Genomic DNA, 24,977 nt, shown 5'->3' with positions numbered 1-24,977 from the left:
AAATCTAAAGTCTAAAATCTACAATTTCAAAACCCCATTATTTACAAATTTTTATTAATCTATTAAACAATTACCATGAAAAACAATTACAAAAAAATGCCACTAAAATGGATGATCATTTTAGTTTTGGGAGTTTTCAATTTGTCAATGGCCCAGAAGAAAGTAATAGCTTATATCCCAAATTGGGTTGACTTGAATGCGTTTTCGAGCAGCGTTCAGTATAGTAAATTAACGCATATCAATATTGCTTTTGAAAATCCGGATGCAAACGGATATCTTTCCTGGAATTCAGGAAGTACTACCATTATTAACGCGGCGCACGCACAAAACGTAAAAGTATTTGTTTCACTTGGCGGAGGTGCAGTATCTGAAGGAGGACCTATTCGCGATAATTATTTTAATCTTATTACGAGTGGTAACAGAACGGCTTTTATCCAAAAAATATACGATTATGTTGTTGCGCATAATTTTGATGGTGTCGACGTAGATCTTGAAGGTCCGGCGATTAACGGTGATTATGGCGGATTTGTAATTGCGCTTGCAGCGAAATTACATTCGGGAGGCAAATTGATTTCAGCAGCACTTTCAGAAGGATATGGAGGAGCAAATGTGCCAGCGTCTACTTTTGCAGCTTACGACTGGATTAATATCATGGCTTATGATGCAACAGGACCTTGGGCTCCGGGAAGTCCAGGACAACATTCTCCGTATAGTATTGCTGTAAATCAGTTTAATTACTGGACAGGAAGAGGATTACCGGCAAGTAAAGCCATTATTGGTCTTCCGTTTTACGGATATGGATTTGGAGCTTCGGCAAATCAGGGAATTTCTTATGCTAATATCGTAGCACAATATCCTGGAGCCGAAAATTTAGACCAAGTTGGAAATACAATTTATTATAATGGAATTCCAACGATTAAAGCCAAAACAACTTTTGCAGTTCAGAATGCGGGAGGAGTTATGATTTGGGAATTATCGCAAGATGCTACAGGTGCAAAATCATTATTGACAGCCGTAAATCAGGTTATTACAGGAAGTAATCCTCCAGGAACAGGAACTTTGATTCAGGCAGAAAACTACTCAACAATGAGTGGCGTGCAAACCGAAGCTACAACAGATACCGGCGGAGGATTGAATGTAGGTTACGCAGATGCAAACGATTGGATGGCGTATTACAACATCAATTTCCCAACTTCAGGTTCTTATGTAATTGAATACAGAGTTGCAAGTGCAGTAAACGGTGCAAGAATATCATCTGATTTAAATGCAGGAACAATTCAGTTAGGCGCAGTTAATATTCCAAATACTGGAGGATGGCAAAATTGGCAAACGGTATCTCAAACCGTAAACGTGAATGCCGGAACATACAATTTCGGAATCTTTATACAAGCTTCGGGTGTGAATTTAAACTGGTTCAGAATCACAAAATCTGGATCAGCATTAGCAGCAAAAACAGCTTCTCCGGCAATAACTGCAGAGGAAGGAATCGCAAGTTTGAGTGTTTTTCCAAATCCTACACAAGATTCACTGACTTTTTCAACAGAAGTTTCAGGAGCAAATGTGAGCATTATAGATTCTCAGAGAGGAAATACTGTTTCGGTTCAAAAAGTAAACAATAATAGTGTTGATGTCTCAGGTTTAAAATCTGGAATCTACTTGGTTTTAGTAGAGAAAGACGGAATCAAAACGGTGAGACGTTTTATTAAAAAATAATAAATTTTAGAGTTTAACCTTTGTCAAAGTTTAAAACTTTGACAAAGGTTGTATAGGTATTCAAACCCGACAGGTTTTTAAAACCTGTCGGGTTTACAAACGCAAAGCAAATTTTTAATCTTTGTCGAGCTTCTCGCGAAGATTTCTCCTCCGTCGAAATGACAAAAATGTGGATAAAAATCTGCGTGAAAGAAAAACACCATTAAAACACTATTACAAAATATACATTGCGGATGGACGGGTTGAAACCCATCCCTACAATATAAATCGAGCCGAAGACTCTTTACAAAAGTTCTGGAGGAACGATCCATTTTGTAGCAACGGATTTTAATCCGTTGATTTTGATCGCACGAAATAGCTTTTGCATTAAAAATAATAACACATAGCAATAAAATCATAATCCCAAATAAAGTATGAAAAATATCTACAAATTGCGGTTAAGCCTATTTATGTTTTTAGCCTTTAGCAGTTTTGCTATTGCGCAGACTTCTTTAGGTTCGAGTAAAGTATTTATGAATCATCTAAAGAAAGAATTAGTTGCTTCAACATCAAAAAATGCAGAAAAAACAGTTTTACTTCAGGTTGAAAATTCGAAAAACTTTAACGGAAAAATAAATTATAAAGAATCAAATACGTCAAGCGAATTTCTGATTGGAGAAATCAAAAATGTACCCGAATCTTCTTTTTACATAAAAGTAAAAGATCAATCGCTTGAAGGTCATATTATTTTGAAGAAAACAAAAGAAGCCTATAAATACTATTCAGATTCGAAAGGAAACGCTTTTGTTTCTAAAGTAGATATCAATACTTTGGTTTGTATTGATTACAGAAATGTTCCTTCAAATACTAAAACTACGAGCAAAGCAGCTGCGGCTCAAATTGCTCCGGCTTTATTGAATTTGCAAAGTTTACCGGGCGCAGCAGGTTGTGTTTTATTAGATTTTGACGGGTATAATATGCCGGCAGGAAATCTTTGGAACAACGGAAACGCCATTAATGCTGCACCATCCGGAATGAGCGATGCCGATGTACAGCAACATTGGGAAGTAGTATCTGAAGATTACAGACCTTTTAACTTAAATGTTACGACGAACGAAGCCGTTTTTAATTCGTATCCAAGAAACAGAAGAATGCGTGTGGTGGTAACTCCAACCAATACAGCGGCTCCGGGAGCAGGAGGTGTAGCTTATATTGGTTCCTTCAACTGGGACAATGATGTACCTTGCTGGGTATTTATTACTTCGGGTAAATCAGGTGGAGATGCCTCTGCGCATGAGGTAGGACACACATTTGATCTTGGTCACGATGGGCGTACAAATCCTGTAGAAGGTTATTTTCTGGGAATTGACGGAACTTCTTGGGCTCCAATTATGGGTGCGGGTTATTACAGACCTGTAGTTCAATGGAGTAAAGGCGAATATAATTATGCTGATAACCAACAAGACGATGTAGCTTCTATTGCAGGTGCAAAATTTGGCGTCGGATATCGTAGTGATGATTACGGAAATACGACCGCTTCGGCAGCCAATTTAGATTATAATGCCAGCGGAACTATCAATCAAAAAAATGGTATCATTTCAAGTGAAGCAGATTATGATTTCTTTACGTTTACAACTGGAGGAGGAAATGTTTCGATCAATGCCAATACTGTTGGAAGAGATGGAAACCTTCACCTTTTAATCCGTTTGTATAATTCGGCTGGAGCCGAAATGGGAACGTATTGGAATTCAGATCCTTTTGCATTAAATGCTTCTATGAATGTAAATTTGCCAGCCGGTAAATATTTTATAGGCGTTGATGGAAACGGAGCCGGAAATGTTGGCTATGGCGGATATTCGGCTTATGGATCTATAGGAAGTTATTCGGTTACAGGAACAATTCCGCCAGGAGGAAATATTAATCCGTCAACAGATGTTATTACGGTTTACAAAGATTGTAATTATACCGGATTTTCAGGAGGTTTAACAATTGGTGATTATAATATGGCGCGTTTGAATTCTTTAGGAGTTTTAAATGATGATATTTCTTCGCTTAGAATTACTCAGGGTTTTCAGGCGATTTTGTACCAAGATGATAATTTTACAGGAGCTTCAACTGTAATTAATTCTGATAATTCTTGTTTGAATACAACTTGGAATGATAAAGTAACTTCTATTAGAATTTTGGCAAACGGAGTTACAACTTTAGGAAATCAGACTTTCTTTTTGCAAAACAGAAACAGCGGATTAAATATGGATGTTTGGAGTGCCAGTTTATCAAATGGTGCCAATGTAGCGCAGGGAACTCCAAATTCAGGAAACAATCAGAAGTATACATTCACACATTTGGGCGATGGTTTGTATAAAATTATTGTCAATCATAGCGGACAATCATTGGATGTAAATGGTTTTAATACCGCAAATGGCGCCAATGTTGAGCAATATCCGTATAACGGAACAACAAATCAGCAGTTTGTTTTAGTTTCTACAGGCGACGGATTTTATAAAATAGTTGCCAGACATAGTGGTAGAATTGTTGAGGTTGCCGGAGCAAGTACTGCAAATGGTGCCAATGTGCAGCAATGGGATAACAACAATCAGACTTGCGGACAATGGAAATTAATCGCAACTACTACAGCGCAAACTTCAACATTAATTCAAGCCGAAGATTATTCTGCAATGAGCGGAATTCAGGTTGAAGCAACGACAGATGCTGGTGGCGGTTCAAATGTTGGTTATACAGAAACTGGAGATTGGTTAGCTTATAATAATATTAATTTTCCAACAACAGGTTCTTATTTAATCGAATATCGTGTGGCAAGTGCTGTTGCGGGAGGAAGATTATCATCTGATTTAAATGGAGGAACAATTCTTTTAGGAAATGTTGATATACCAAATACCGGAGGATGGCAAAACTGGCAAACCGTTACGCAAACTGTAAACGTAAATGCTGGAACTTATAACTTTGGAATCTACATTCAAAACACTGGAATGAACATCAACTGGATTAGAATTACACGAATTGGAGCCGCATCTACAGCTTCACCAATTACTCCCGAAAGAGCAGATTCAGTTGCTTTGAATATTTATCCAAATCCTGTTGCAAATACACTTTTTATAACCACAGATTTGACTGGAGGAAATATAAGTATTGTAGATTCTCAAACCGGAACTGTAGTTTCTGGACAGAAAGTCTATAATAATAGTATCGATGTTTCTGGTTTGAATAGAGGCGTTTATTTTATTGTTTTAGAGAAAGACGGAATCAAAACAATAAAACGTTTTATAAAGAAATAAATAGTTAGTTATATTTATTCTAACCTTTGTCAAAGTTTTAAACCTTGACAAAGGTTTTTACCGAATCAAAAGCTGTCAGAAATGGCAGCTTTTTTATTTAAGGGATAATTTTTTCCTGACGTAATTGATCGAATAATTTAAAGAACATTTCTTCGGTATCTATAAATTCATGGAAACCAAAACGTCTGGCTTTGGTTCCGTCTGCGAAAAAATCATAATCCCATGAAAAAACAAAATCGCCAAATCCCCAGCTCGATAATTTTTCATAACTATGTTTTTCTAAATTGTATTTCTCCTGAATATTTTTCCATAAAACTTCTTTGTCAGCCATAACTGTTTGCAATTGCATTTGAAGAGGCGGCGCAACAGGAATATTAAAATAAGCGGCAATTTTTGGCCATAATTCCGTCCATCTAAATAAATCTCCGTTTGTAATATTAAAAGCCTGATTGGCACATTGCAAATTTGTAGCAGCCCAAACTGTAGCTTTTGCTAATAATCCTGCATCTGTCATTTCCATCAGTTTATCGTATGCTCCGGGCTTTCCGGGAAAACGAAGCGGAAGATTTAATTCTTTTGAAATTGAAGCATAAACCGCAATAACAAGTGCCAGATTCATTGGGTTTCCTAATGCTGTACCACCAACAACGGAAGGACGAATAGCGGTCCAATTCCAGTTTTTTCCTTGTTGTTTTTTCTCTAAGAATTCCTGTTGATCTATATTAAATTCCGGTGGCATATGTCCGGCATCACTTTCTTTTGCAGGAGTTTTAAAAGGTCCAAGATGCGCGCCATAAACTTTATAACCCTGCATTAAACTTATGTGCTGCAAATTCTTAGACAAAGGCTCAATTGTATTAACGACATTTTGAAGCATACTCAGATTAGGTTCAACAAGTTCTGCCCACGAAGGACGATCCTGATAAGCCGCATAGAAGATATGAGTAATATTGTTCAGATGAGATAATTGCTTTTTAGAATCTTCAATATCTAGTAAATCGACGGAAATATATTCAAGATTTGGAACATTTTCACCACCTTTTCGGGATAAACCAATAACATTCCAATTTCCTAAAGACAAAAGATGATTGATAAGATTTGTTCCAATCACGCCATTTGCTCCAACTACAAGCGCAGTATTTTTATTCGTTGTCATTTTCTTTGTATTTAAAATTACATTACAAAGTTGTGACTGTTTTAACCGAATAAAAATGAAGTAGATCACGAAAAAAGGTTGAAGTAGTTCAACTTTTCTTTTTTAATTTTTTGTTCCTTATTTTCGAAAGAAATTCTGTAGACATGCCTAAATACGAAGCCAGCGTATATTGAGGCACACGTTTTACGATTAAAGGGAAATTTTCTATAAAAGTTTCGTAGCGTTCTTCTGCTGTAGAAGTAAGATTCATGATAATTCTACGCTGAAAAAATGCTGCAGTTCGCTCAGCTGTAATACGAAAGAAAGTTTCAAATTTTGGATTAGCATTTTTTAGTTTTGTTTCCGTTTCGAAATCAATCTGCAAGAGAACAGCATCTTCTAATGCCACAACAAACATAGTTGCCGGTTGCTGATAAATATAACTGTTGTAATCCGAAATCCACCAGTCTTCGATTGCAAACGAAATCGTATGTTCTTGTCCCTGATCACTTACAACATAAGCTCTTAAAGCACCTTCTACAACATAACTTCTATATTTAGCAACAAAATTAGGCTGAATAATAAATTGTCTTTTTTTGATTTTTGTAATTTTAAACTCAGAGACAAACTGATGAATTTCTTCTTCAGAAAGTGATATTCGTTTTTGTATGTGGTTTATTAAAGACTGATATTCTTCCATTTGGGTTATGTGTGATTTTTAAATTCTGGGCTGATGATGATCTTTGTCAAAGTTTTGAACTTTGACAAAGATTTAGGACATTTTATACAGATTCCCATTTTCCGTTTTGCTTTGCGATATCAATCAAAAGCTGACCATGTTCGGTCATTAAGCCTTGTTCAATCATTCTTTCTGCGCGATCGCGGTTGGGTTGACTCCATTTGCTTTTTTTAGGATTTCGAGGCGTAAAAGTCAGATAATAACTTTCGCCATCGCGTTTTTTGCACAAACTATCAATCCATCCAAAACATAGTGCTTCTTCGGTGGCATCGATGAGGTTAATACTTTCGACTTTACTTTTTTTATGGTATAAAATTAACCAAACCGATTTCTCAATTTGACTGTTTTCCTGAAGCCAATTGCGCCAATCTTTTCTGGTTTGGGCATAAATGGCAAGTTTTCCATCTTTTGTTTCCATAAGTTTAGAATTGAAAATGATTATAAATTTAAGGATTTTTTTTACCGTAATGTTGATTTAACCGCAAAGCACGCAAAGTTTTTTTCCTATGCGTGGTTTTATAAAAACACAAAGTTCGCAAAGCTGTTTTTGTTTAGATTGCGTTTAAAAAGACTTGACATCAATTAATTTATACATTGCCAACGGTTTCAATCGTTGGAGCGCAATATAATCACAATCTGTACCCAAGGTTGAAACCTTGGGCTATGTTTAGAATAATTCGCAAAGCTGATTATTGACAAAGCTTTGCGAACTTTGTGTTTTTATAAAACCACGCATAGGAAAAAAATCTTTGCGTGCTTTGCGGTAAAATCACACAAGCCTTAAAAAGTTTTGCGATAAAATCACGACCTACAATAAACATTATCATTAGGTAACAATACGATAAAGGTATTTCGGGTTTTAATCCATAAAATTGCAAATTCTCATTTATGATTGCGCCCACTTCATAAATCCTTTTAAAATTTTAACCTAATGAATTTAAAAATTATATCTATCCATAAAACCTATTTTATATTTCTATTCTTTCTTTTTTTTAATTCTAATATTTCGGCACAAAAGCAAACCAAACTTGATGGTATTCAGATTGCTTTTTTATCAGATGTGCATTTGCAGGATTTATTCGGAACATTTTCTGATAATGATTATAAAGGTGTTTTGAATACGAAAACCGGGAAATATACGTTAATGAGAACAATGGCGTCGCAGTTACATTCGACCCGAATCTTCAATGAAAACTATTTTGCTTTTATTGCTGCTTTGGAAGATATTGCCAAGCGAAAAATAAAATACGTAGCACTTCCGGGCGATTATACAGATGACGGTCAGCCGATTCATGTAAAAGGTCTGGAAAAAATATTAGAACAATATAAAAAGAAATACAATATAGAATTTTTTATCACAACAGGAAATCACGATCCAGTTGGGCCTTTTGCACAAGAATCAGGCAAGGAAGATTTTCTTGGTGCGGAAGGAAAAAGTCAACCCATTTATAGCAAAGAAGGCCTTTATAAGCCAAATTTAACCATCGAACAGCCTGTAGTTGTAACCGCCGATATTGCTAAAATGGGTTATTTTGGAATTACTGATAATCTGAAAGATTTTGGTTTTTATCCTAATAAAAAATACAAATTCTGGGCAACTCCATTTTCGACTTATACTTCTCAAAATTATAGTTTCGAAAAAGCTTCGCAAGCCGCTCAATTATCAAACCGAGTTTATAATGTTACGCCGGGTTATGAAGTTCCGGATGTGAGTTATGTCGTTGAACCTATCGACGGACTTTGGTTGATGGCAATCGATGGTAATGTTTATATTCCGAAGAAAAATGATGGAGATCCAAAAGATCCTAAAAATTATTCAGAAGCAAGTACAGGTTATAATAACGTGCTTTCGAATAAAAAACATCTTATAAAATGGGTCGAAGAAATTTCGGCGCAAGCCAAACTACACGGCAAAACTTTGATCGCTTTTAGTCATTTTCCGATGATTGATTTTAATGATGACGCTTCCGCGGAAATAAAAGAATTATTGGGTCCAAATAAATGGCAGTTAAACCGAGTTCCGGTTGAGGAAGTAGCGCAGGTTTTTGCGGATGCAGGTTTGAAGATTCATTTTGGCGGACATATGCACATCAATGATACGGGAATGCGCACGACGCAAAAGGGCAATACTTTGGTCAATATTCAAACGCCTTCATTGGCGGCTTATATTCCTGCGTATAAACTATTGACTATAAAAAAAGACAATCTTGTAGACATTCAAACGATAACAATTGATGAGGTTCCGAGATATAATGAGCTTTTTGATTTGTATAAAATGGAATATAAATTCTTAGAAAGTCAACAAACAAAAGACATTTGGAATATTGATATTTTGAAAACCAAAAATTATCATGATTTCACCGATTTTCATTTGAAAGAATTAGTTCGTTTAAGATTTCTAAAAGATGATTGGCCAGAAGGATTTAAGAATTTTATTTTGAATGTTTCCGCAAAAGATTTATTCATTTTAGCGAATATTCAATCGATTAAAGATTTTGATTATAATCTTGAACATAAAGATGATTTTCAAAAACAATGGATTGAAGCCGAAGGAAAAACTGATTTAATTTTATCGGATAAGAAAATAAAACGGGAGGATTTAAACTGGACTGGTTATGATTTGTTGGTAGATTTTTACCGTTTTAGAAGCGCTGATGAATTGGCTTTAACCGATGTTGGAATCGCCAGAGCAAAACAATATAAAGTCTTATCTCAATTGTTTTTTGAAAATCATAAAGACGATGCTTCAAAAGATAAACCGTTGCAAAACCAAATGCGATTGTTCCTGATAATTTTCAATAAATTCATGCACGAAGTTCCTGCAGATCATTTTAGTGTCGATTTGAAGAGCGGCGAAGTTAAAAGCGAAAAATAGTTTCAAGTTTATTTTGTTTCAGGTTTCAGGTTTTATTGTGTGTGAAAATTGGAATGAATTTAACCGCAAAGCGCGCAAAGGTTTTACGCAAAGTTCGCTAAGTTTTTATTTATGCTTGCTTTGCTTGTCTAAGATCGCAAAGCTTTGTGGGAAATGGCACGCGGATGATACGGATTCGCTAAAGCGAAAACGCGAATTTTTACGGATTTTTTTTGTCATTGCGAGGAACGAAGCAATCACAAACGTAATTCGACAAAGATTGACAACTTTAGGAACGGAGTTTCTTGTGTGATTTCTCCTCCGTCGAAATGACAAGATTGTGGTTATTCTATGTGTTTTTATATAAAAAAATAAAGTTCGCAAAGCTATATCAAGAACTAGCTTTGCGAACTTTACGTTTACTAAACGCAATCAACAAAAAAATACTTTGCAACTTTGCGGTTAAATTTTTTATACTCATTTCAAACTTGAAACCTGAAACAAAATAAACTTGAAACTATTTTCCTCCAGTAACAGGATTAACTCTCACATAAGTTCCATCATCATATTTTATTTGATAAGGAGAATTAAAAAGGGTACTTGGCAAATAATAATCGGTGGTTATGATTTGTGCGCCTGATTTTTTGGCTGCTTCAAAGTGTGAATAATCATTTTTGCGAGCTTCTTTAGTGTCTGAATCGGCTCTTGTGCGGATTATATATCCTTTTTTGACTAAATCGGTAATTCTTGGATCTTCAGAATTGCCTATTAATAATGCTGCAGCTTCTGGTTTTCCGGGATCTGCACAAATAAAAGCAACACGTTTTTCCAGCGAAGGATGATCCAAAGCATACATATCTCTTTTTGCTCCGTTATTATCGAGAATAAACAAGAATTTACCTTTTGCTTTTTTCAGCGTTGGCCAGTTATTGTTTAGAACGGCTTCTTCGAGGGTTTTGTATTTTCCGCGAACCATATCGGGTGTGATTAATTTATTGCCTAATCCTTTTCGAAGTTCTTTGTCTAAAGCGTCAAATAATTCAGGTGTAAATTTCTCTGCTTTTGTACCTAAGAAACTGTCATCATCTTTTGGTTCCAGCGTAATAAAAACAGGAATGTGATTTGGATTTGCGTCTGACCATTTTTTTAATTCCGCCAAAGCGATTTGTAACGTATAAGAAGATGTTCTAAAGTCAATATCGATCATATGAAAAACTTTAAAACCCGGTTTTTTCATTTCTCCTTTTGGATCATAAACGGCTTCAGATTTTACAAGATCCAATCCTTTTGGGTGTGCAAATTTTCCGCCTTTACTATCGGCCTGAACATCAATTTCCAGATTTCTAAGTCCTTTATTTAATTGTTCTGTAAGCGAAATATGTGTGTATTGAAGACCTTTTAGAGAACGCGAAGTATCTTTTGCCTGAATAAAATTGTATAAATCGGGTTCAATATTCTGACGGTAACTGTTGTGTGATCCAATTACTTGTATGTGATTAATTTTTAGAGTGTCATTTTGCGCTTGTACGCCGTTGTGGATTGCGCCCGCAAGAAATAGTGTAAACAGAATTTGTTTCATGATTGAAAAGTGTGAGTTTTTATTAAGACTGTGGACGCAGCATTAGAAAAATCAACTTTTTAGTTAATGTGTTGAAGCAAATATTATAAATCAATTTTGAACAGGAATTGCACGAATTTTAACGGGTTAACCTTGTTTGTGAAATATTAATTTCACGAACGAATTAGTGACAATTCGTGAAATTCGTGTTTATATTATTTGTATTCAAAACGATAGCTTTTTAGAATGGACTAAATTAAACAGGCTATTTGGTTTTTATGTTAGTTAAAGAAAAAGAAATCGCAAACCAAGTGTCATTTTTAAGCAAAAAAAGTAGTATTAATAAAACAAATGAATTCATTCCTTAATTTAAAGATAACGTTCAGGAAAAAAACTTTGGTATTACATTTTATTATTTTACATCACCAAATAGTCCCCAAATTAGTTATGAAGAACCCTGAAATTTTTGAAAAAACGTATACTGAATACTGGAAAAAGCTCAATGCGTTTTCGTATACGATGACTCAGGATAAAGACTTGGCACAGAACATTGTTCAGGATGTTTTTATCGATTTATGGGAAAGAAAAGACGACTTGAATATAAATGCTATTGAACCGTATTTGTTTCGGGCAGTAAAAAATCAGGTTTTCAAACATTATCAAAATAACCGCTTTGACAAGACGATTCTGGAAGATCAGTTTGAAGATTACATTATTGATAATTTTGCGACGATCGATCCTGAATTAATGGATTTACTTTATTCCTTATTAGATAAACTTCCGGAGAAACGAAAAGAAGTTTTATTAATGTACAAATTTCAGGATATGTCTATTGATCAGATTGCTGATGAACTTGGAATTTCTAAACAAACGGTTAAAAATCAAATTTCTTCGGCTTTAAAACAATTGCGAGAAGGCTTAAAAGACCTTGCGTGGCTTGCTCCATTCATTATTTTGAATCAAAAGTTTTAAGATAACTTTCTGTTAATGGTTTCATAATATTTCTCGATAGTACGATTTTGCATTTCCGGTACTTACTAGTAATAATAAGTATTATGATAAAAAGAATCAAACACAGTTTAGAATATCTTATAGATAAAAGTTCTCGGAATAAAACTTCTATAGCAGAAGAAAATTTATTAAATGATTTTGCTTTTACGCAATATCAACTTTCAAAATGGAATGATACTTCGATGGGAAATTCGGATGAAGTTTCTCAGGAGATCTACGAAAATATTCAACTTAGAATAGGGAAGAAGAAAAGCTTTAATCCTTATTTAAAATATATGGCAGCTGCCAGTATTCTTTTTCTTGTTGGTTTGGGTTTTTACTTCAAATCAAATATTGCTGTCGAAAAGCAACTTTCATTTAAAACCTCAGATTCCCCCAAATCTATCGAATTAAGTGATGGCTCGAAAATTTATCTGGCAGCAAATTCATTATTTCAATATCCTGAAAAATTTGAAGGAGATGAAAGAAAAGTTTCGCTATTAAAAGGAAATGCATTTTTTGAAGTTGCCAAAGACAAAAAACATCCTTTTATCATTTCTTCGGGCGAAATAAAAACCAGAGTTGTTGGAACTTCATTTCACATTCAGTTATCAAAATCAAAATGTGAAGTAATTGTCGTTACCGGAAAAGTAAATGTTAGTTCAAAAGGACAAAGTGTTGACTTGGTTCCAAATGAAGAAGCTTTGTTTGAATCTGAGAAACTGACGAAACAAATGGCTGACAAATCATTTTTGGTTAATTGGTACAATACGGATGTGACATTAAATCAAACGACTCTTAAACAGGTTATTACCATTTTACAATATAAATACGGAGTTTCATTTAAATACAATAATGAACAAGTATTAGCAACGCCATTAACGGTGTTCATCAAGAAGGACGCATCATTAGAGAATGTTTTAGAACAAATTAATTATATCACAAACCTAAAATTTAAAGTTTATGACGAAATAGTAAAAGTGGATTAAAAACAAAAAAAAAGCAGTTGCTGAGAACAACTGCGATTAATAATTAAGTATCGATAAAAAACCAATAACTTAAATCATGTATTTTAAACTTTCCTATTTAAATCTAAAGAGAATTTTCTTTTTAGTACTGGCATTACTGGCCATTCAAAATGGTTACAGTAAAACTAATTTCCTAGAGAATTCAAAAGTAAAAAATAAAACAGAAAAAGCTACACTTGTTTCTATTTTTTCAAAATTAAGCAAACAAACAGATTACAAATTCAGTTACGGACAAGCAATTATCGCTGATAATACGGTGTATACGGTAGATTTTTCAGATGATTCTGTGACTTTAATTTTAAGTGATCTTTCTAAAAAAGCAAATTTCAACTATAATATTAATGGTAAATTAGTTTTAATTCAAAAAACAGAAGCGCCTAAAACTATCTCTCGTAAAGCAATTGACAGAGTTAAGGTAAAAGGAAAAGTTGTTGAAGAGAATAAAGTGCCAATTCCTGGTGCATTTATTAAGGAAACAAGTTCTTCAAATTCAACGACTTCTAATTTTGATGGAGAATTTGAAATTACTGTTGGCGAAGGCAAAACGATCGAAGTTACCTACATGGGATATAAAACTAAAACTGTTGTTGCACAAACTGGTTTCATGACAATTCAGTTAGAACCAAATACTGCTGAACTAAGTGAAGTTTTGGTTGTAGGTTATGGTAAACAAGCTAAAAAAGATGTTACCGGAGCTGTAACACAACTTGAAGCAGCAAGTTTTAGACAAGGAGTTAATATTTCGGCTGATAATTTATTGCAAGGAAAAGTAGCCGGAGTTCGTGTTGTAAGCACAAGTGGAGAACCGGGAGCTGGAGTAAACGTTACTATTCGTGGAGTTGGATCTATCAGAAGCGGAAGTACGCCTTTGTTCGTAGTTGATGGTATGCCATTGTCTAATGATGATATTAGTCCGTCTGGAACGAATGTTGGTTTTGGTAGTTCAACTGCAAAAAATCCATTGAACTTTTTGAATACAAGTGATATCGAATCGATTACCGTTCTTAAAGATGCTTCTGCAGCTGCTATTTATGGAGCAAGAGGATCTAACGGAGTTGTTTTGGTTACTACTAAAAAAGGGTCTAAAGGTGAAGGAACATTAACGTATGACTCTTATATGGGAGTTTCGAATGTTGCTCACAAATTGGATGTTTTAAATGCAAGTGAATATAGAAATGCAATAAAAGATAAATCTTTTGATCATGGTGGAAACACTGATTGGCAAGATGTAATTTTTAGATCTGCGATTACTACAAACAACGCTTTGTCTTTTGCAAAACAAACAGAATCTGGAAATTATTATGCATCTGTTGCGCAAATGGATCAGCAAGGAATTATTCGTAACAGTAATTTCAAACGTCTTTCAGGTAGAATTAATGCTGCTGAATCATTTTTGGATAACAAACGTTTAAAATTAAAAGTGAATCTTACAGCGAGTCAAACTGTAGATGACGGAGTTCCAACAAGTGATGACGGTGGTTCTAACGGACAATTAGTTATTCATACTTTGATGGCAAACCCAACAAGATCAGTTTTTGATGCAAACGGAAACTACACGAATTTTAATATGAATGCGCATTATAATCCTGCATATTTATTAAGTATTTATGAGGATCAAACGAATACATTGCGTGTTTTAGGAAATCTTGAAACTTCTTTTAGAATTGTTAACGGATTAGAATATAAACTAAACATTGGTATAGATCGTTCAACATCTGAAAGAAATACTACTATTTATCCAAACATTACAGATATTAGTAAAATTGGTAAATATGTTCAGAATAATCTTGATTCAAAAAACTCATTAATCGAGCATTATTTAACGTACAACGGAACATTTGGAAAACATAAAGTTGAAGCTTTAGGTGGTTTCTCTTATCAAAAATTCGAAAGATCAGGAACAAGTTTCAGTATTGAAGGTATTACTGACAAAGGTGTTGGTGTAAAACCGGAAATCAACCCTGGATTCAAAGGAATATTGCCTGTACTTTCTGGATACGCTCAGGAAAATGAATTGCAGTCTTATTTTGGAAGATTGAATTATACTTTCAATGAAAGATACCTTTTAACAGCTTCGATGAGAGCGGATGGTTCTACTCGTTTTGGTGATAGTAACAAATACGGTTACTTTCCTTCATTTGCTTTGGGATGGAATATTTCTAAAGAAAGTTTCTTAGAAAATATAGAGGCTATCAACAACTTAAAATTAAGAGCAAGTTGGGGACAAACAGGAAATCAGGAAGTTGAAAATAAAATTACTAAAGCAAGTTATTCTTTATCTGGTGCTGACGGTTATTATTTATATGATGATTTAAATTTAGTAAACGGAGTTTCTGTAGTAAGAACTGCAAATCCTGAATTAAAATGGGAGGTTGTTACGCAATCGAATTTAGGTTTAGATTTTAATTTATGGAGAGATAAATTGTACGGAACACTTGATTATTTCAACAAAACCACTACAGATGCAATCTTAAACGTTACTTCACCGCTATTAAGCCCAACACCAACAGTTTGGACGAATCTTAGTAATCAGGGTAAAATCGTAAACAAAGGTTTTGAGTTTATGTTAGGTTCAAAATTAGTTGATACTAAAGATTTTACCTGGAATGTTGATGTAAACGGAGCAACATTAAACAATAAAATTGAAGATTTACCAATTTCAGAAATCTTAACAGGAACTATTTCAGGACCTGGACAATCTGGTGTAAATGCTAATATTTATAAAAGTGGTTATGCTGCAGGATCTTTCTACTTATTACAACACATAGGTTTTGACAGTAAAGGTGGTAACATCTTTAAAGATCAAAACGGAGATGGTAAAATTGATAACAGCGACAGAGTTATTATCGAAGGAGCTTTACCAACTTTTTACTATGGACTTAATAGTGATATGAGATATAAAAACTTTACTTTTTCATTCTCAATTATTGGACAAACGGGAGGTTATTTATTGAACAATACAGGATTAAATGCTTTAAATATCAACAACCTTGCTTCTGACAGAAACGTTTCTACAAATTATTATGAGTCTGGTGCAAACCCAACAAACTCACCAATTTTGTCGACTCTTTTCTTAGAAAAGTCTGATTTTATCCGATTAAATACAGCGCGTATTGGTTATAATTTCGACTTAAAAGGACTGAATTGGTTAAACGGATTAACGCTTTATGTAACAGGAAATAATCTGGTAACAATAACGCATTACTCAGGATTTGACCCATTAATTAACAGCCCGAAACCAAGCCAAGGAAACCAATCTATTGGTATTGATTATGCGGCTTATCCAACTTCGAGAACGTTCAGTTTCGGAGCAACTTTAAAATTATAAATCATGAAGACAAAGACATTTTTTAGCATAAAAACTTTAACATTATTCTCTTTTATTATCCTCTTAAACAGTTGTACTGATTTAAATGAAGTTGTTTTAGATGAGAAATCAGGAAATTCTGTTTCAGATCCTGCCGGTTCACTTGCTGCTGCGTATGACAGACTTGGAGATGGAACTTTTACAGATCACGGAGCCGTTTTTGCCATGCAGGAATATACTACTGATGAAGCTATTTTGCCAACTCGCGGAAGTGACTGGGGAGATGGTGGAAAATGGAGAGATATGCACGAATTTACATGGAGCTCAACAAATGCTATTATCGTTTCGAATTGGGATTTATTGAATAACGGAATTACTCGTTCTTTGACTGCAGTTAGATCAGCACAAGCGAGCACTTTTCCGGAAAAGACTTTATTTTTGGCAGAATCAAAAGCACTTTTAGCTTTTTATACTTACACCACATTAGATCTATTCGGACAAGCACCATATAGAGATCCATCGAGTACAACAGCACCTTTGCAAATTTTAAAAGCTGATACTCAAATTGATCAGTTAATAAAAGATGTCGAAGCATTAATACCTGATTTGGCTGATAGTGGGACTCAAAGAACACACCACGGAAGATTTACGAAACAAGCTGCTTATGCTTTTTTAGCGAATATGTATTTGAATCGTGCGGTTTTTAAAGATCGCTACAATGCTACGTCTGCTTTTAATTTTAATGAAGCTGCTGTAAGCGGAACAGGAACAGATATGGATCGTGTTATTTATTATACATCATTATTGATCGATTCAGGAAAATATAGTTTAGAAAGTGATTTCTTCAAAAACTTTGCAAGAACTAATGAAAATGGTACAGAACTTATTTTTGCAATTACTCAAAAGATAGATTACATCCGTAACGGTTCTAACAGTTTTGCTTATGTATGTATGGAGCGTAACCAGAGAACATCTGCTGCAAACAGAGGAACAAATGCTGCTTGTACAACTCCGGAATTCTACGCATCTTGGGATGGAAATCATGATGATCCAAGATTTGAACAACATTACCAATATGCTGACGGAACATGGTTTATGAATGATGGTACAGATGTAAGTGTTCCTGCAACAGACATTGTACCTAAAAGCAGCCCGGCGTTGCCTTGGTTCCATTTTAACAGAGGAATTCAGGCTGGACTTCAATATGGCCCAATATTATTGCCTTCAGGATCTCTTGAAATGGTAGGTAATCGTATAAAAGTTTCTCCATTAGTTATGGAAAAAAGCACGACAACAAGAATGAATTTTACACCATCATTAACATTTGCTGATCCTACGAAATCTGTTTTTGCTCAAAATGAAATCAATCAGGGAGCTCGTGTTTTTAAATATGAATTTGATCCGGAAGGTGGAAATGGTAACAGTAATGTTGATATTCCGTTATTTCGTTTAGGTGGAGTTTATGCGATGAGAGCTGAAGCTTATTTTAGAAAAGGAAGCGCTGGTTTAGCCATGATCGATCTTAACAAATTGCGTACAAGCAGAAAAAGAGAATCATTATTTGGAAACGCTGCAGGAAAAGCACTTACGACTTTAGACTCAGAGCAGTTGTATAAAGAATTAGGTTATGAATTGTACTGGGAATTACAAAGAAGACCAGAAAGTATTCGTTTTGGAAAATTCGATTTACCGGGAACTGCAAAAGCAGCTACTCAACCTTTCAGAAGAATATTTCCAATTCCGCAAACGGTTATCGATCAAAAGGTAATCAAACAAAATCAAGGATATAATTAAAAGTTTTGTGTTAGTTTTATTTTTTACAAATTGCCTGTTTCGAAAGAAGCAGGCTTTTGTTTTTATAGGTAATTTGCATTTATTCATTAATTTTTCCGCCCTGTTTTGTAGAGGCGCACAGCAGTGCGTCTCACGTTCCAATTGTCGATTTCTATTTAAGGATATGCTTTGTGTTAGACGCACTGCTGTGCGTCTCTACGGTAAATTGGGACGGAATATTGAAACGGTAAATTTAGATCGGAAAATTAGATTGGAAAACCAAGATTGGTTTGTAGAGGCGCACAGCAGTGCGTCTCACTTTTGTTTTTATTGGCAATTTGTATTCATTCATTCATTAATTTTTCCGCCCTGTTTTGTAGAGGCGCACAGCAGTGCGTCTCACGTTCCAATTGTCGATTTCTATATGGATATACTTTGTGTTAGACGCACTGCTGTGCGTCTCTACGGTTAATTGGGATCGAAAATTGGATTGAAAATTTGGACGGAATAATTGGAATGTAATAATTGAAATGGAATAATTGGAATGGAAAAAATGAAACAAAAAAATCATAACGAATAATCGAAATATAAAAAACAAACAGAAAAAATCTTAGCATCTCAGTCCCGAAGCTTCGCGATAATACCTTAGAACCTCTCTTTATTGGTTTCAAATTGTAATTTGCAACCATTAAACGGCTGTATCTCAAAGATTTTTATTTTCATTTTGGATAATTTTGAAAAAATGTAAAATCAAAGCTATATGTAGCAATTTGAAAAATATTGTAAGGTAAAATTTATAATATAAAACATTTCGCTGCTGTAGCAAAAATGAAAACCCATTAAAAAAATCAAATTATGAAAAAGAATCATTTATTATTCGTTGTTTTTTTCTTTTCGCTGGCAATGTCAGCACAAAGTTCAGGAGCATTTTTGCTTAATCTTTATGGTGGTTATACCTTTTCAGACAAAGTAGATTTTGATGACTCATACGCACGCGTTGAAGATGGTTTTGAATATGGTGCAGGTTTGGAATATTTTATAATGGATAACGCTTCTATAGAATTAAAATATAACAGACTTGATACACATATGCCATTATACACAAACATTCTCACTCCTAAATTTGGTGTTCCTCCAGGAACTCAACTTAATGCAGGAAATGATAAAGGAGCCATAAACTATATATTGGCTGATTATACTTATTATTTTATGGATAGTTCACAACAAGTCCGACCATTTTTAGGTGCTGGTGCTGGTGTTGCTATTCTTGAAACACCTAATAGTGGTAGTGGAACTTATTTTGCCTGGGAAATTAAAGGAGGTGTAAAAATCAAAACCAGTTCACCATTATCAATAAACCTACATGCTTATTTGCAATCTATGTCAGCAGCTGTTGGATATGATTATTATTGGGACTACTATTATGGCCCTGTGGCAGTAACTGACTATGTTTCAACATTTCAATTTGGTTTAGGAGCTTCTTTAAGTTACGATTTTAGCAAATAAAGAACTTTCGATAAAAATTTCAATTATTGATAAAATAAAATCAAAAGCGAAAATGCATTCATTTGTGTTTTCGCTTTCTTGAATACCGGTAATAGTAAGATTTGTGTAAACAAAAACAAATTCAATCGCAACACAGGCAACAGATAAAGCATGAGATATAGTATTTATGTTCTCTTACTGGTATGTACCACAATTGTAAATTCGCAAACGGATAATCTAAATCAGTTTTGGAACGAATATTCATTTACAAAAGATTTAAGTCAAAATTGGGTAGTCGAATTAGATGCAGGTTTTACTTCGAGCAGCACGCCAGAAGATAAAGCTGTTTTTCATGATATTACACAAACATATCTTCGAGGCTGGGCACATTATTATCCCGGTGATCGATGGAAAATGTCTATATTTTATGCTTACTATTCGAATAAAAATGTACCGGAACTCAATCAGACCGAAGCACCAGAATGGCGATCAGCATTGCAGATAAGCTATAGTTTATTGAAGGATTACAGGATAAAAGTAAACTTGAGATTTCGACTTGAAGATCGGCATTTGCATAACGACGACGGTTATTTTGAAGCAGTAGAACGTCTTCGGTTGCAGGTAAAAGCAGTATATCCTATTACAGATCTTAAAATTCATAAAGGCGTATTATATTCATTTGCTGCCGAAGAAGTTTTTTTTAAAACGGACAGCCAAGTAGGTGGTCCTGAAAATTTTGACAGAAACAGGCTTACACTTGGATTAGGTTATGAATTTATTAAAGATTTTATAGTAGAGGCTTCTTATAATAACGAAATCATGCCAAGAAAAGACACCAATAAATTTGTTAATGCAGTACAGGTAAAACTTATTTTTAATAATTTCCTTCCTGACCTTATAAAATCCTTCCACAGAACCAAAAAATCTGTTGATGAAGGAAACGGAGGTTTATAAAATAAGATTTCTAAGAGTTTAAATAATCGCAGATTATCAGTAACTTAGTATGTCGAAATAGCTAGTAAAACAAAACTAGTTTACAAAGTAAACAGAAAACTTAGCACCTTAGAACCTCAGTAACTCAGTACCTTAAAAAAGCAGGTAGTTATTTTATAATAATACAAAGAGATGATATAATACCTGAACACTATTCTATAGGTATTTTTGATAGGAATTTCGGTGAAAACTAAAAGTCATAAACCCGATATTAATAACATTCAAAATAGAAATATCATGATACATCAAATTGACACAACAGATAATATTGTAGCATTTAGAGCATTAGCAGAAGTAACAACAGAAGATTTTTTAACCGTTGTTGTTCCCGCAGTAGAACATTTGGTAAAACAGACTAATGAAATTAATTTTTTATTGGTTTTAGATACTGATTTAGAAAACTTTACTTCGGGCGCATGGTTGCAAGATGCATTACTTGGACTTAAACATCTTGGAAAATGGAATCGTGCTGCCATAATTACAGATTCTGATGAAATAATTTCTTTCACAAACGGATTTAGTTATGTAGTTCCGGGAGAATTTCACGGCTTTAAAAAAGAAGCTTTCAACAAAGCTTTAAATTGGGTCGAAGGAAATATAAATATCACATAGAGGAAATTTGCTTTAGGTTTCAGGTTTTCTTTGTTTCAAGTTTGACCTTTGCCTAAAAAATAAAGCCATAAATTCAGGAATGATTGTCTACTATTATGTAGAAAGATTCTTGAATTTATGGCTATTTTTTTCATCAGATTTTAACTTGAAACCTGAAACTTGAAACAAGTTTTAAACGTGAAACAAAAAAATTAGTGATTGTATTCGATACCACTACTGTCATTTATTTCGCTTTTTGCTTTAGAAACTTTAGAATATTGTTTGTAACAAGCCGAAGCTATTAAAGGCAATGCAAGACTGCCAACAACGGCAGCTGTTTTATTTTGTCCTGCTTTTTTAAGAACGGCACTTGCAATAAGTGAACCTACTCCGGCAAAAAGCAATTGTTTTGTAGTAAGATTTGGCATTTTCGATTTTTCAGGAGTAATTCCGTGAAGTAGAGGGTCTATGAAATTTAAATTTTCCATGATTTTTTGAATTTTGTTTGTTATACTTTATTATTTAGATAGCTTTTCAGTATCAGTTTCTTGTTCGATTTTTTCAATTTCGACTTTTTCTTTTTTTATAGCTTGTCTTAATAATGCAAAAAGGCTCATATAGACATTTGCTAAAAAAACAAGCGAAAATCCTGCCAAAATGTACCCGCGCCAATCATTTAAGAAAAGTTTATAATTACAAAGAACCAAAAATGCAATTGTGACATAATGGCTAAAACAGTACTCGCAAGTAAAGAGATAAAATGCTTTTCTGCCAAGAATTGTCTTTTCGTTTTTAGAATGTTTGATGCACCATTCGCGTGGTTCTTTAAAAATTTCTTCATGCGTAACCGTCCAGCTTATACAAGCAATTGGAATAGCGAGAACAAAAAGCCAGATGATTTGAATTGTGATATCCATATGTTACTGCATTTTCTAAAACCAATTTAAATTGTTTAAACTGATGATTTAAAATTACAGTAATCCAAAGAAGAAAAATTATATAGTTTTAATTTTTTCTTATAGAATTTCATACTGATTATCGACAAAAGCACGTAACTACCAAGAATAATTCTTAGCAGTTATCTGTTTCTACAGGGGATTATTTTTTAGAATTTTCCAGGTTCAAGACTCGGAAAAGGATCGTGAGATATCTCATCAATATCATCATCAGAATCGTCTTCATCGTCAGAATCATCATCGTCGAGATCACCGTCTTTTTCTAAAGTATTGTCCGGATTTTCTGAATCTTCGTCATTTGTGATTTGTTCCTCTCCATTTATGATCGCTTCTTCATTAGGAGTGTTTTCGTTTCTGTTATAATCATTTGTCTCATGATTAATGTCAGTTATCAATTGCTCTTCTTCATTAAAAATGTTGTCAGTATAGTTGTTTTCCTTTTCGATAAGAGTATCAAGATCACTATAATCGCGATAATTCTGGTTGTTTAGCTTTTCCATGATATTTTATTTTAAGTAGTTTTTGTGGCTTATTTTCGAACTTAATTTTACAGGCTTTTACATTTGCTAATTTACCCCAGTAATTTACGCAAAATATTACAAAATATGTGTTTCTATTTCTATAATTATCAGTTGATTATATTGCGATTTTTGAAATATTATATTAGCGAAGCATTTTTGGAAGTATGTGAGTTCTTTATTTAATTGTCAGAAATTATTTCTCTAGTAAAAAAAAATTAAGATAAACATCGAAAAAACTACATAGTAAAACTTGTCTTACGAAAAACAAACTATCATAGGTTTTAAATTGTATTTAGGATTTAATTATAACTTTTAGTTATATTCTATGAGATGTGTTGTAAGAAAAAAAAGAAGTTATTGCGTAATATTGCGGAAGAGAGTTTTTTGCATTGAAGAACTGCAATATTCCTTAAACAAAGTCCTAAATTGTTTTTTACCTACTATTTATTATGTTCATTATCCTTACTCCAAATCAAGTCCATTTTTGTTATGGCAAAAATCAATGGCAATATTCTTTTGATGAAATAGTTGAACTTGGTATATCCCGAAAAAAGAAAGCATATTTTCTCGTCAATGCCATGTTTATTCTCGTCACCGCGATAGCTTATTATTGCATGATTTTTTCGGATATAATCGACGTTTATTATATCATTCCAACCTTATTGTGTTATACATTTCTTATCATTTTAAGATTTAATGATCGCACAGAATTTGAATATTTCGTTTTGGTTCGGGATATTTATCAAAAAGAAATTTCAATCAAAATCAAAGCCGAAGACCGGAATCTCATAGGCAGGCAAATAGATCAATACTTGAACCTACAGTTTGATCGAATGATAAAGAAAACTGCCTAATCTACTAAAATTTTACTAAATGTTATTACCTCCAATTTCCAATTATGATTTGGTATGCATTGTTATTGCTGTAATATATGGATTTGTAATTATTGCAAAGAAAAAATAACAAAATACCCAATTTCATTTCTCTATAAGTGAAATAGTTTTAGCATGCAATTCAAGATGGAACTACTGTAATATCAGATTCTGGTATTGAGTTGTTTTGTCTATTCTACATCCCCCAAACGAAAAAATATGTCCACTTCAATAAAAAATAAAATTAAAAGTATCAGAGAGCTCAAAAATTATACACAAGAATACATGGCAGAACAACTTGGCGTTACTCAGGCAGGTTATAGCAAAATTGAAAAAGGGAAAACTATTTTATCCTACGTAAAACTCGTCGAAATTGCCCGAATTTTAGAAGTCAGTGTCGAAGATATTCTAAGTTTTGATGGTCAGCGATATTTCGGAAATTTCAATAAAGTTATCGGAAACAACAACGGAAGCATTCTGATTAACACCGAAAATACCACAACGCTAAAAGTTCTTTACGAAGATAAAATAAAACTCCTTGAAAAACTTCTACATAAAACAGAAGCAGAACTGGAACGATATAAAGATAAATTTGGAGAGATCTAAATTTATTACAATTCTCTTGGCCATTTCCAGGCGTAAAATACAATCAGAATTGTAATTAAACTTTCAAGAAGAGCCAGAAAAACATAAAAACTTCTCCATGGTGTTAGCGAAGTAAAAGCAATTAAAACCATAATTAAAGTATAGAAAGCTCCAAATAAGATATTGAGAAATCTATTTATTTTTGGTTTTAGCAGAATAGAAAAAAATACCATTACCGCCGGAATGGCGAGTAAAACTGCCGCCATAAATAATTTTACAGGATTGTCAAGCAAATTTTCTCCGCTTACAAGTCCAGCCGCTTTTTTGGGCACATACAATTCAAAATAATCTCCATATAAATAACATAAGGTTACTGATGTCCAGAGAAAAGCAAGTTTGACTTTGATATTAACTTCAAAATCTTTCAAGTTGGTATTTGGTTTAGTATCCATGGTTTTTGGTTTTTTTATAGGACGAATTAATGAAGAGTTTGTTACATATTACCGATGAGATGTTCCGATGGAACATAAGCTATTAAATCTAGTTGATTATAATTTTTGTAAAAGTACAAAGTTGTAAAATGCCTCTTTCTAGATTTTTGC

General features: G+C 33.7%; 19 protein-coding genes. 11 read left to right on the top strand and 8 right to left on the bottom strand.

The window, feature by feature from the left end:
* Positions 1 to 75: 75 nt before the first annotated feature.
* Together CLU81_RS01395 and CLU81_RS27030 are read left to right on the top strand one after the other, a co-directional pair.
* The gene (locus CLU81_RS01395) at positions 76 to 1,713 is read left to right on the top strand and encodes a glycosyl hydrolase family 18 protein (RefSeq protein ID WP_099708189.1); all 1,638 of its coding nucleotides are present in this window, start codon (positions 76 to 78) and stop codon (positions 1,711 to 1,713) included.
* A 413-nt stretch (positions 1,714 to 2,126) separates the two neighbouring features.
* Positions 2,127 to 4,988, top strand: a complete 2,862-nt coding sequence (locus CLU81_RS27030; RefSeq protein WP_233209627.1) for an RICIN domain-containing protein — start codon at positions 2,127 to 2,129, stop codon at positions 4,986 to 4,988.
* Between the two features lie 97 nt (positions 4,989 to 5,085).
* Here CLU81_RS27030 and CLU81_RS01385 read toward each other — a convergent pair whose 3' ends face one another.
* The 3 genes from CLU81_RS01385 to CLU81_RS01375 all read right to left on the bottom strand — a co-directional run bounded on the left by CLU81_RS01385 (position 5,086) and on the right by CLU81_RS01375 (position 7,280).
* Positions 5,086 to 6,144, bottom strand: a complete 1,059-nt coding sequence (locus CLU81_RS01385; protein WP_099708188.1) for an SDR family oxidoreductase — start codon at positions 6,142 to 6,144, stop codon at positions 5,086 to 5,088.
* Positions 6,145 to 6,232: 88 nt separating this feature from the next.
* Positions 6,233 to 6,823 carry a Crp/Fnr family transcriptional regulator gene (locus tag CLU81_RS01380; protein ID WP_099708187.1) on the bottom strand — a complete coding sequence of 197 codons (591 nt, stop codon included), beginning with the start codon at positions 6,821 to 6,823 and terminating at the stop codon, positions 6,233 to 6,235.
* 82 nt (positions 6,824 to 6,905) lie between these two features.
* Positions 6,906 to 7,280: a YdeI family protein gene (locus CLU81_RS01375; RefSeq protein ID WP_099708186.1), complete on the bottom strand. Its 375-nt coding sequence runs from the start codon at positions 7,278 to 7,280 to the stop codon at positions 6,906 to 6,908.
* A gap of 513 nt (positions 7,281 to 7,793) precedes the next feature.
* On the opposite strand from CLU81_RS01375, the gene CLU81_RS01370 reads away from it, so the two are divergent.
* A complete protein-coding gene (locus CLU81_RS01370; RefSeq protein ID WP_099708185.1) occupies positions 7,794 to 9,737 on the top strand; it encodes a metallophosphoesterase in 1,944 nt (647 codons plus the stop codon).
* Between the two features lie 496 nt (positions 9,738 to 10,233).
* Here the strand turns inward: CLU81_RS01370 and CLU81_RS01365 are convergent, their stop codons facing one another.
* The gene (locus CLU81_RS01365) at positions 10,234 to 11,295 is read right to left on the bottom strand and encodes a phosphatidylinositol-specific phospholipase C1-like protein (protein WP_099708184.1); all 1,062 of its coding nucleotides are present in this window, start codon (positions 11,293 to 11,295) and stop codon (positions 10,234 to 10,236) included.
* Between the two features lie 426 nt (positions 11,296 to 11,721).
* Between CLU81_RS01365 and CLU81_RS01360 the strand changes: the two genes are divergently transcribed.
* The 7 genes from CLU81_RS01360 to CLU81_RS01330 all read left to right on the top strand — a co-directional run bounded on the left by CLU81_RS01360 (position 11,722) and on the right by CLU81_RS01330 (position 21,462).
* On the top strand, positions 11,722 to 12,246 hold the full coding sequence (locus CLU81_RS01360) for an RNA polymerase sigma-70 factor (RefSeq protein WP_089351515.1): 525 nt from the start codon (positions 11,722 to 11,724) through the stop codon (positions 12,244 to 12,246).
* A gap of 83 nt (positions 12,247 to 12,329) precedes the next feature.
* Positions 12,330 to 13,253 (top strand): FecR family protein, encoded by a 924-nt coding sequence (locus CLU81_RS01355; protein ID WP_099708183.1) that lies wholly within the window; start codon positions 12,330 to 12,332, stop codon positions 13,251 to 13,253.
* Between the two features lie 76 nt (positions 13,254 to 13,329).
* Positions 13,330 to 16,620 (top strand): SusC/RagA family TonB-linked outer membrane protein, encoded by a 3,291-nt coding sequence (locus CLU81_RS01350; protein WP_099708182.1) that lies wholly within the window; start codon positions 13,330 to 13,332, stop codon positions 16,618 to 16,620.
* A gap of 3 nt (positions 16,621 to 16,623) precedes the next feature.
* Entirely contained in the window at positions 16,624 to 18,393 is a 1,770-nt protein-coding gene (locus CLU81_RS01345; protein WP_099708181.1) for a RagB/SusD family nutrient uptake outer membrane protein, read from the top strand.
* A gap of 834 nt (positions 18,394 to 19,227) precedes the next feature.
* On the top strand, positions 19,228 to 19,878 hold the full coding sequence (locus CLU81_RS01340) for an outer membrane beta-barrel protein (RefSeq protein ID WP_099708180.1): 651 nt from the start codon (positions 19,228 to 19,230) through the stop codon (positions 19,876 to 19,878).
* A 150-nt stretch (positions 19,879 to 20,028) separates the two neighbouring features.
* Entirely contained in the window at positions 20,029 to 20,811 is a 783-nt protein-coding gene (locus CLU81_RS01335) for a DUF2490 domain-containing protein (RefSeq protein ID WP_099708179.1), read from the top strand.
* Positions 20,812 to 21,087: 276 nt separating this feature from the next.
* Positions 21,088 to 21,462, top strand: a complete 375-nt coding sequence (locus CLU81_RS01330) for an STAS/SEC14 domain-containing protein (RefSeq protein ID WP_099712635.1) — start codon at positions 21,088 to 21,090, stop codon at positions 21,460 to 21,462.
* Between the two features lie 191 nt (positions 21,463 to 21,653).
* Here the strand turns inward: CLU81_RS01330 and CLU81_RS01325 are convergent, their stop codons facing one another.
* From CLU81_RS01325 to CLU81_RS01315, 3 genes are all read right to left on the bottom strand, one after another.
* Positions 21,654 to 21,929 carry a PrgI family protein gene (locus CLU81_RS01325; protein ID WP_099708178.1) on the bottom strand — a complete coding sequence of 92 codons (276 nt, stop codon included), beginning with the start codon at positions 21,927 to 21,929 and terminating at the stop codon, positions 21,654 to 21,656.
* 30 nt (positions 21,930 to 21,959) lie between these two features.
* Complete coding sequence (locus tag CLU81_RS01320; protein ID WP_099708177.1) at positions 21,960 to 22,358, bottom strand: hypothetical protein; 399 nt, start codon at positions 22,356 to 22,358, stop codon at positions 21,960 to 21,962.
* A 188-nt stretch (positions 22,359 to 22,546) separates the two neighbouring features.
* The gene (locus CLU81_RS01315; RefSeq protein ID WP_199174541.1) at positions 22,547 to 22,897 is read right to left on the bottom strand and encodes a hypothetical protein; all 351 of its coding nucleotides are present in this window, start codon (positions 22,895 to 22,897) and stop codon (positions 22,547 to 22,549) included.
* A 1,112-nt stretch (positions 22,898 to 24,009) separates the two neighbouring features.
* Between CLU81_RS01315 and CLU81_RS01305 the strand changes: the two genes are divergently transcribed.
* A complete protein-coding gene (locus CLU81_RS01305) occupies positions 24,010 to 24,396 on the top strand; it encodes a helix-turn-helix transcriptional regulator (RefSeq protein ID WP_099708175.1) in 387 nt (128 codons plus the stop codon).
* A gap of 5 nt (positions 24,397 to 24,401) precedes the next feature.
* Here CLU81_RS01305 and CLU81_RS01300 read toward each other — a convergent pair whose 3' ends face one another.
* The gene (locus tag CLU81_RS01300; RefSeq protein WP_099708174.1) at positions 24,402 to 24,827 is read right to left on the bottom strand and encodes a DUF6326 family protein; all 426 of its coding nucleotides are present in this window, start codon (positions 24,825 to 24,827) and stop codon (positions 24,402 to 24,404) included.
* Between the last annotated feature and the right edge of the window lie 150 nt (positions 24,828 to 24,977).

Source organism: Flavobacterium sp. 9, assembly GCF_002754195.1.
In the GTDB taxonomy this organism is placed as follows: Bacteria; Bacteroidota; Bacteroidia; order Flavobacteriales; family Flavobacteriaceae; genus Flavobacterium.
Note: the sequence above shows the minus strand (reverse complement) of the source record. Positions and strands in the feature narration are given on the sequence as shown.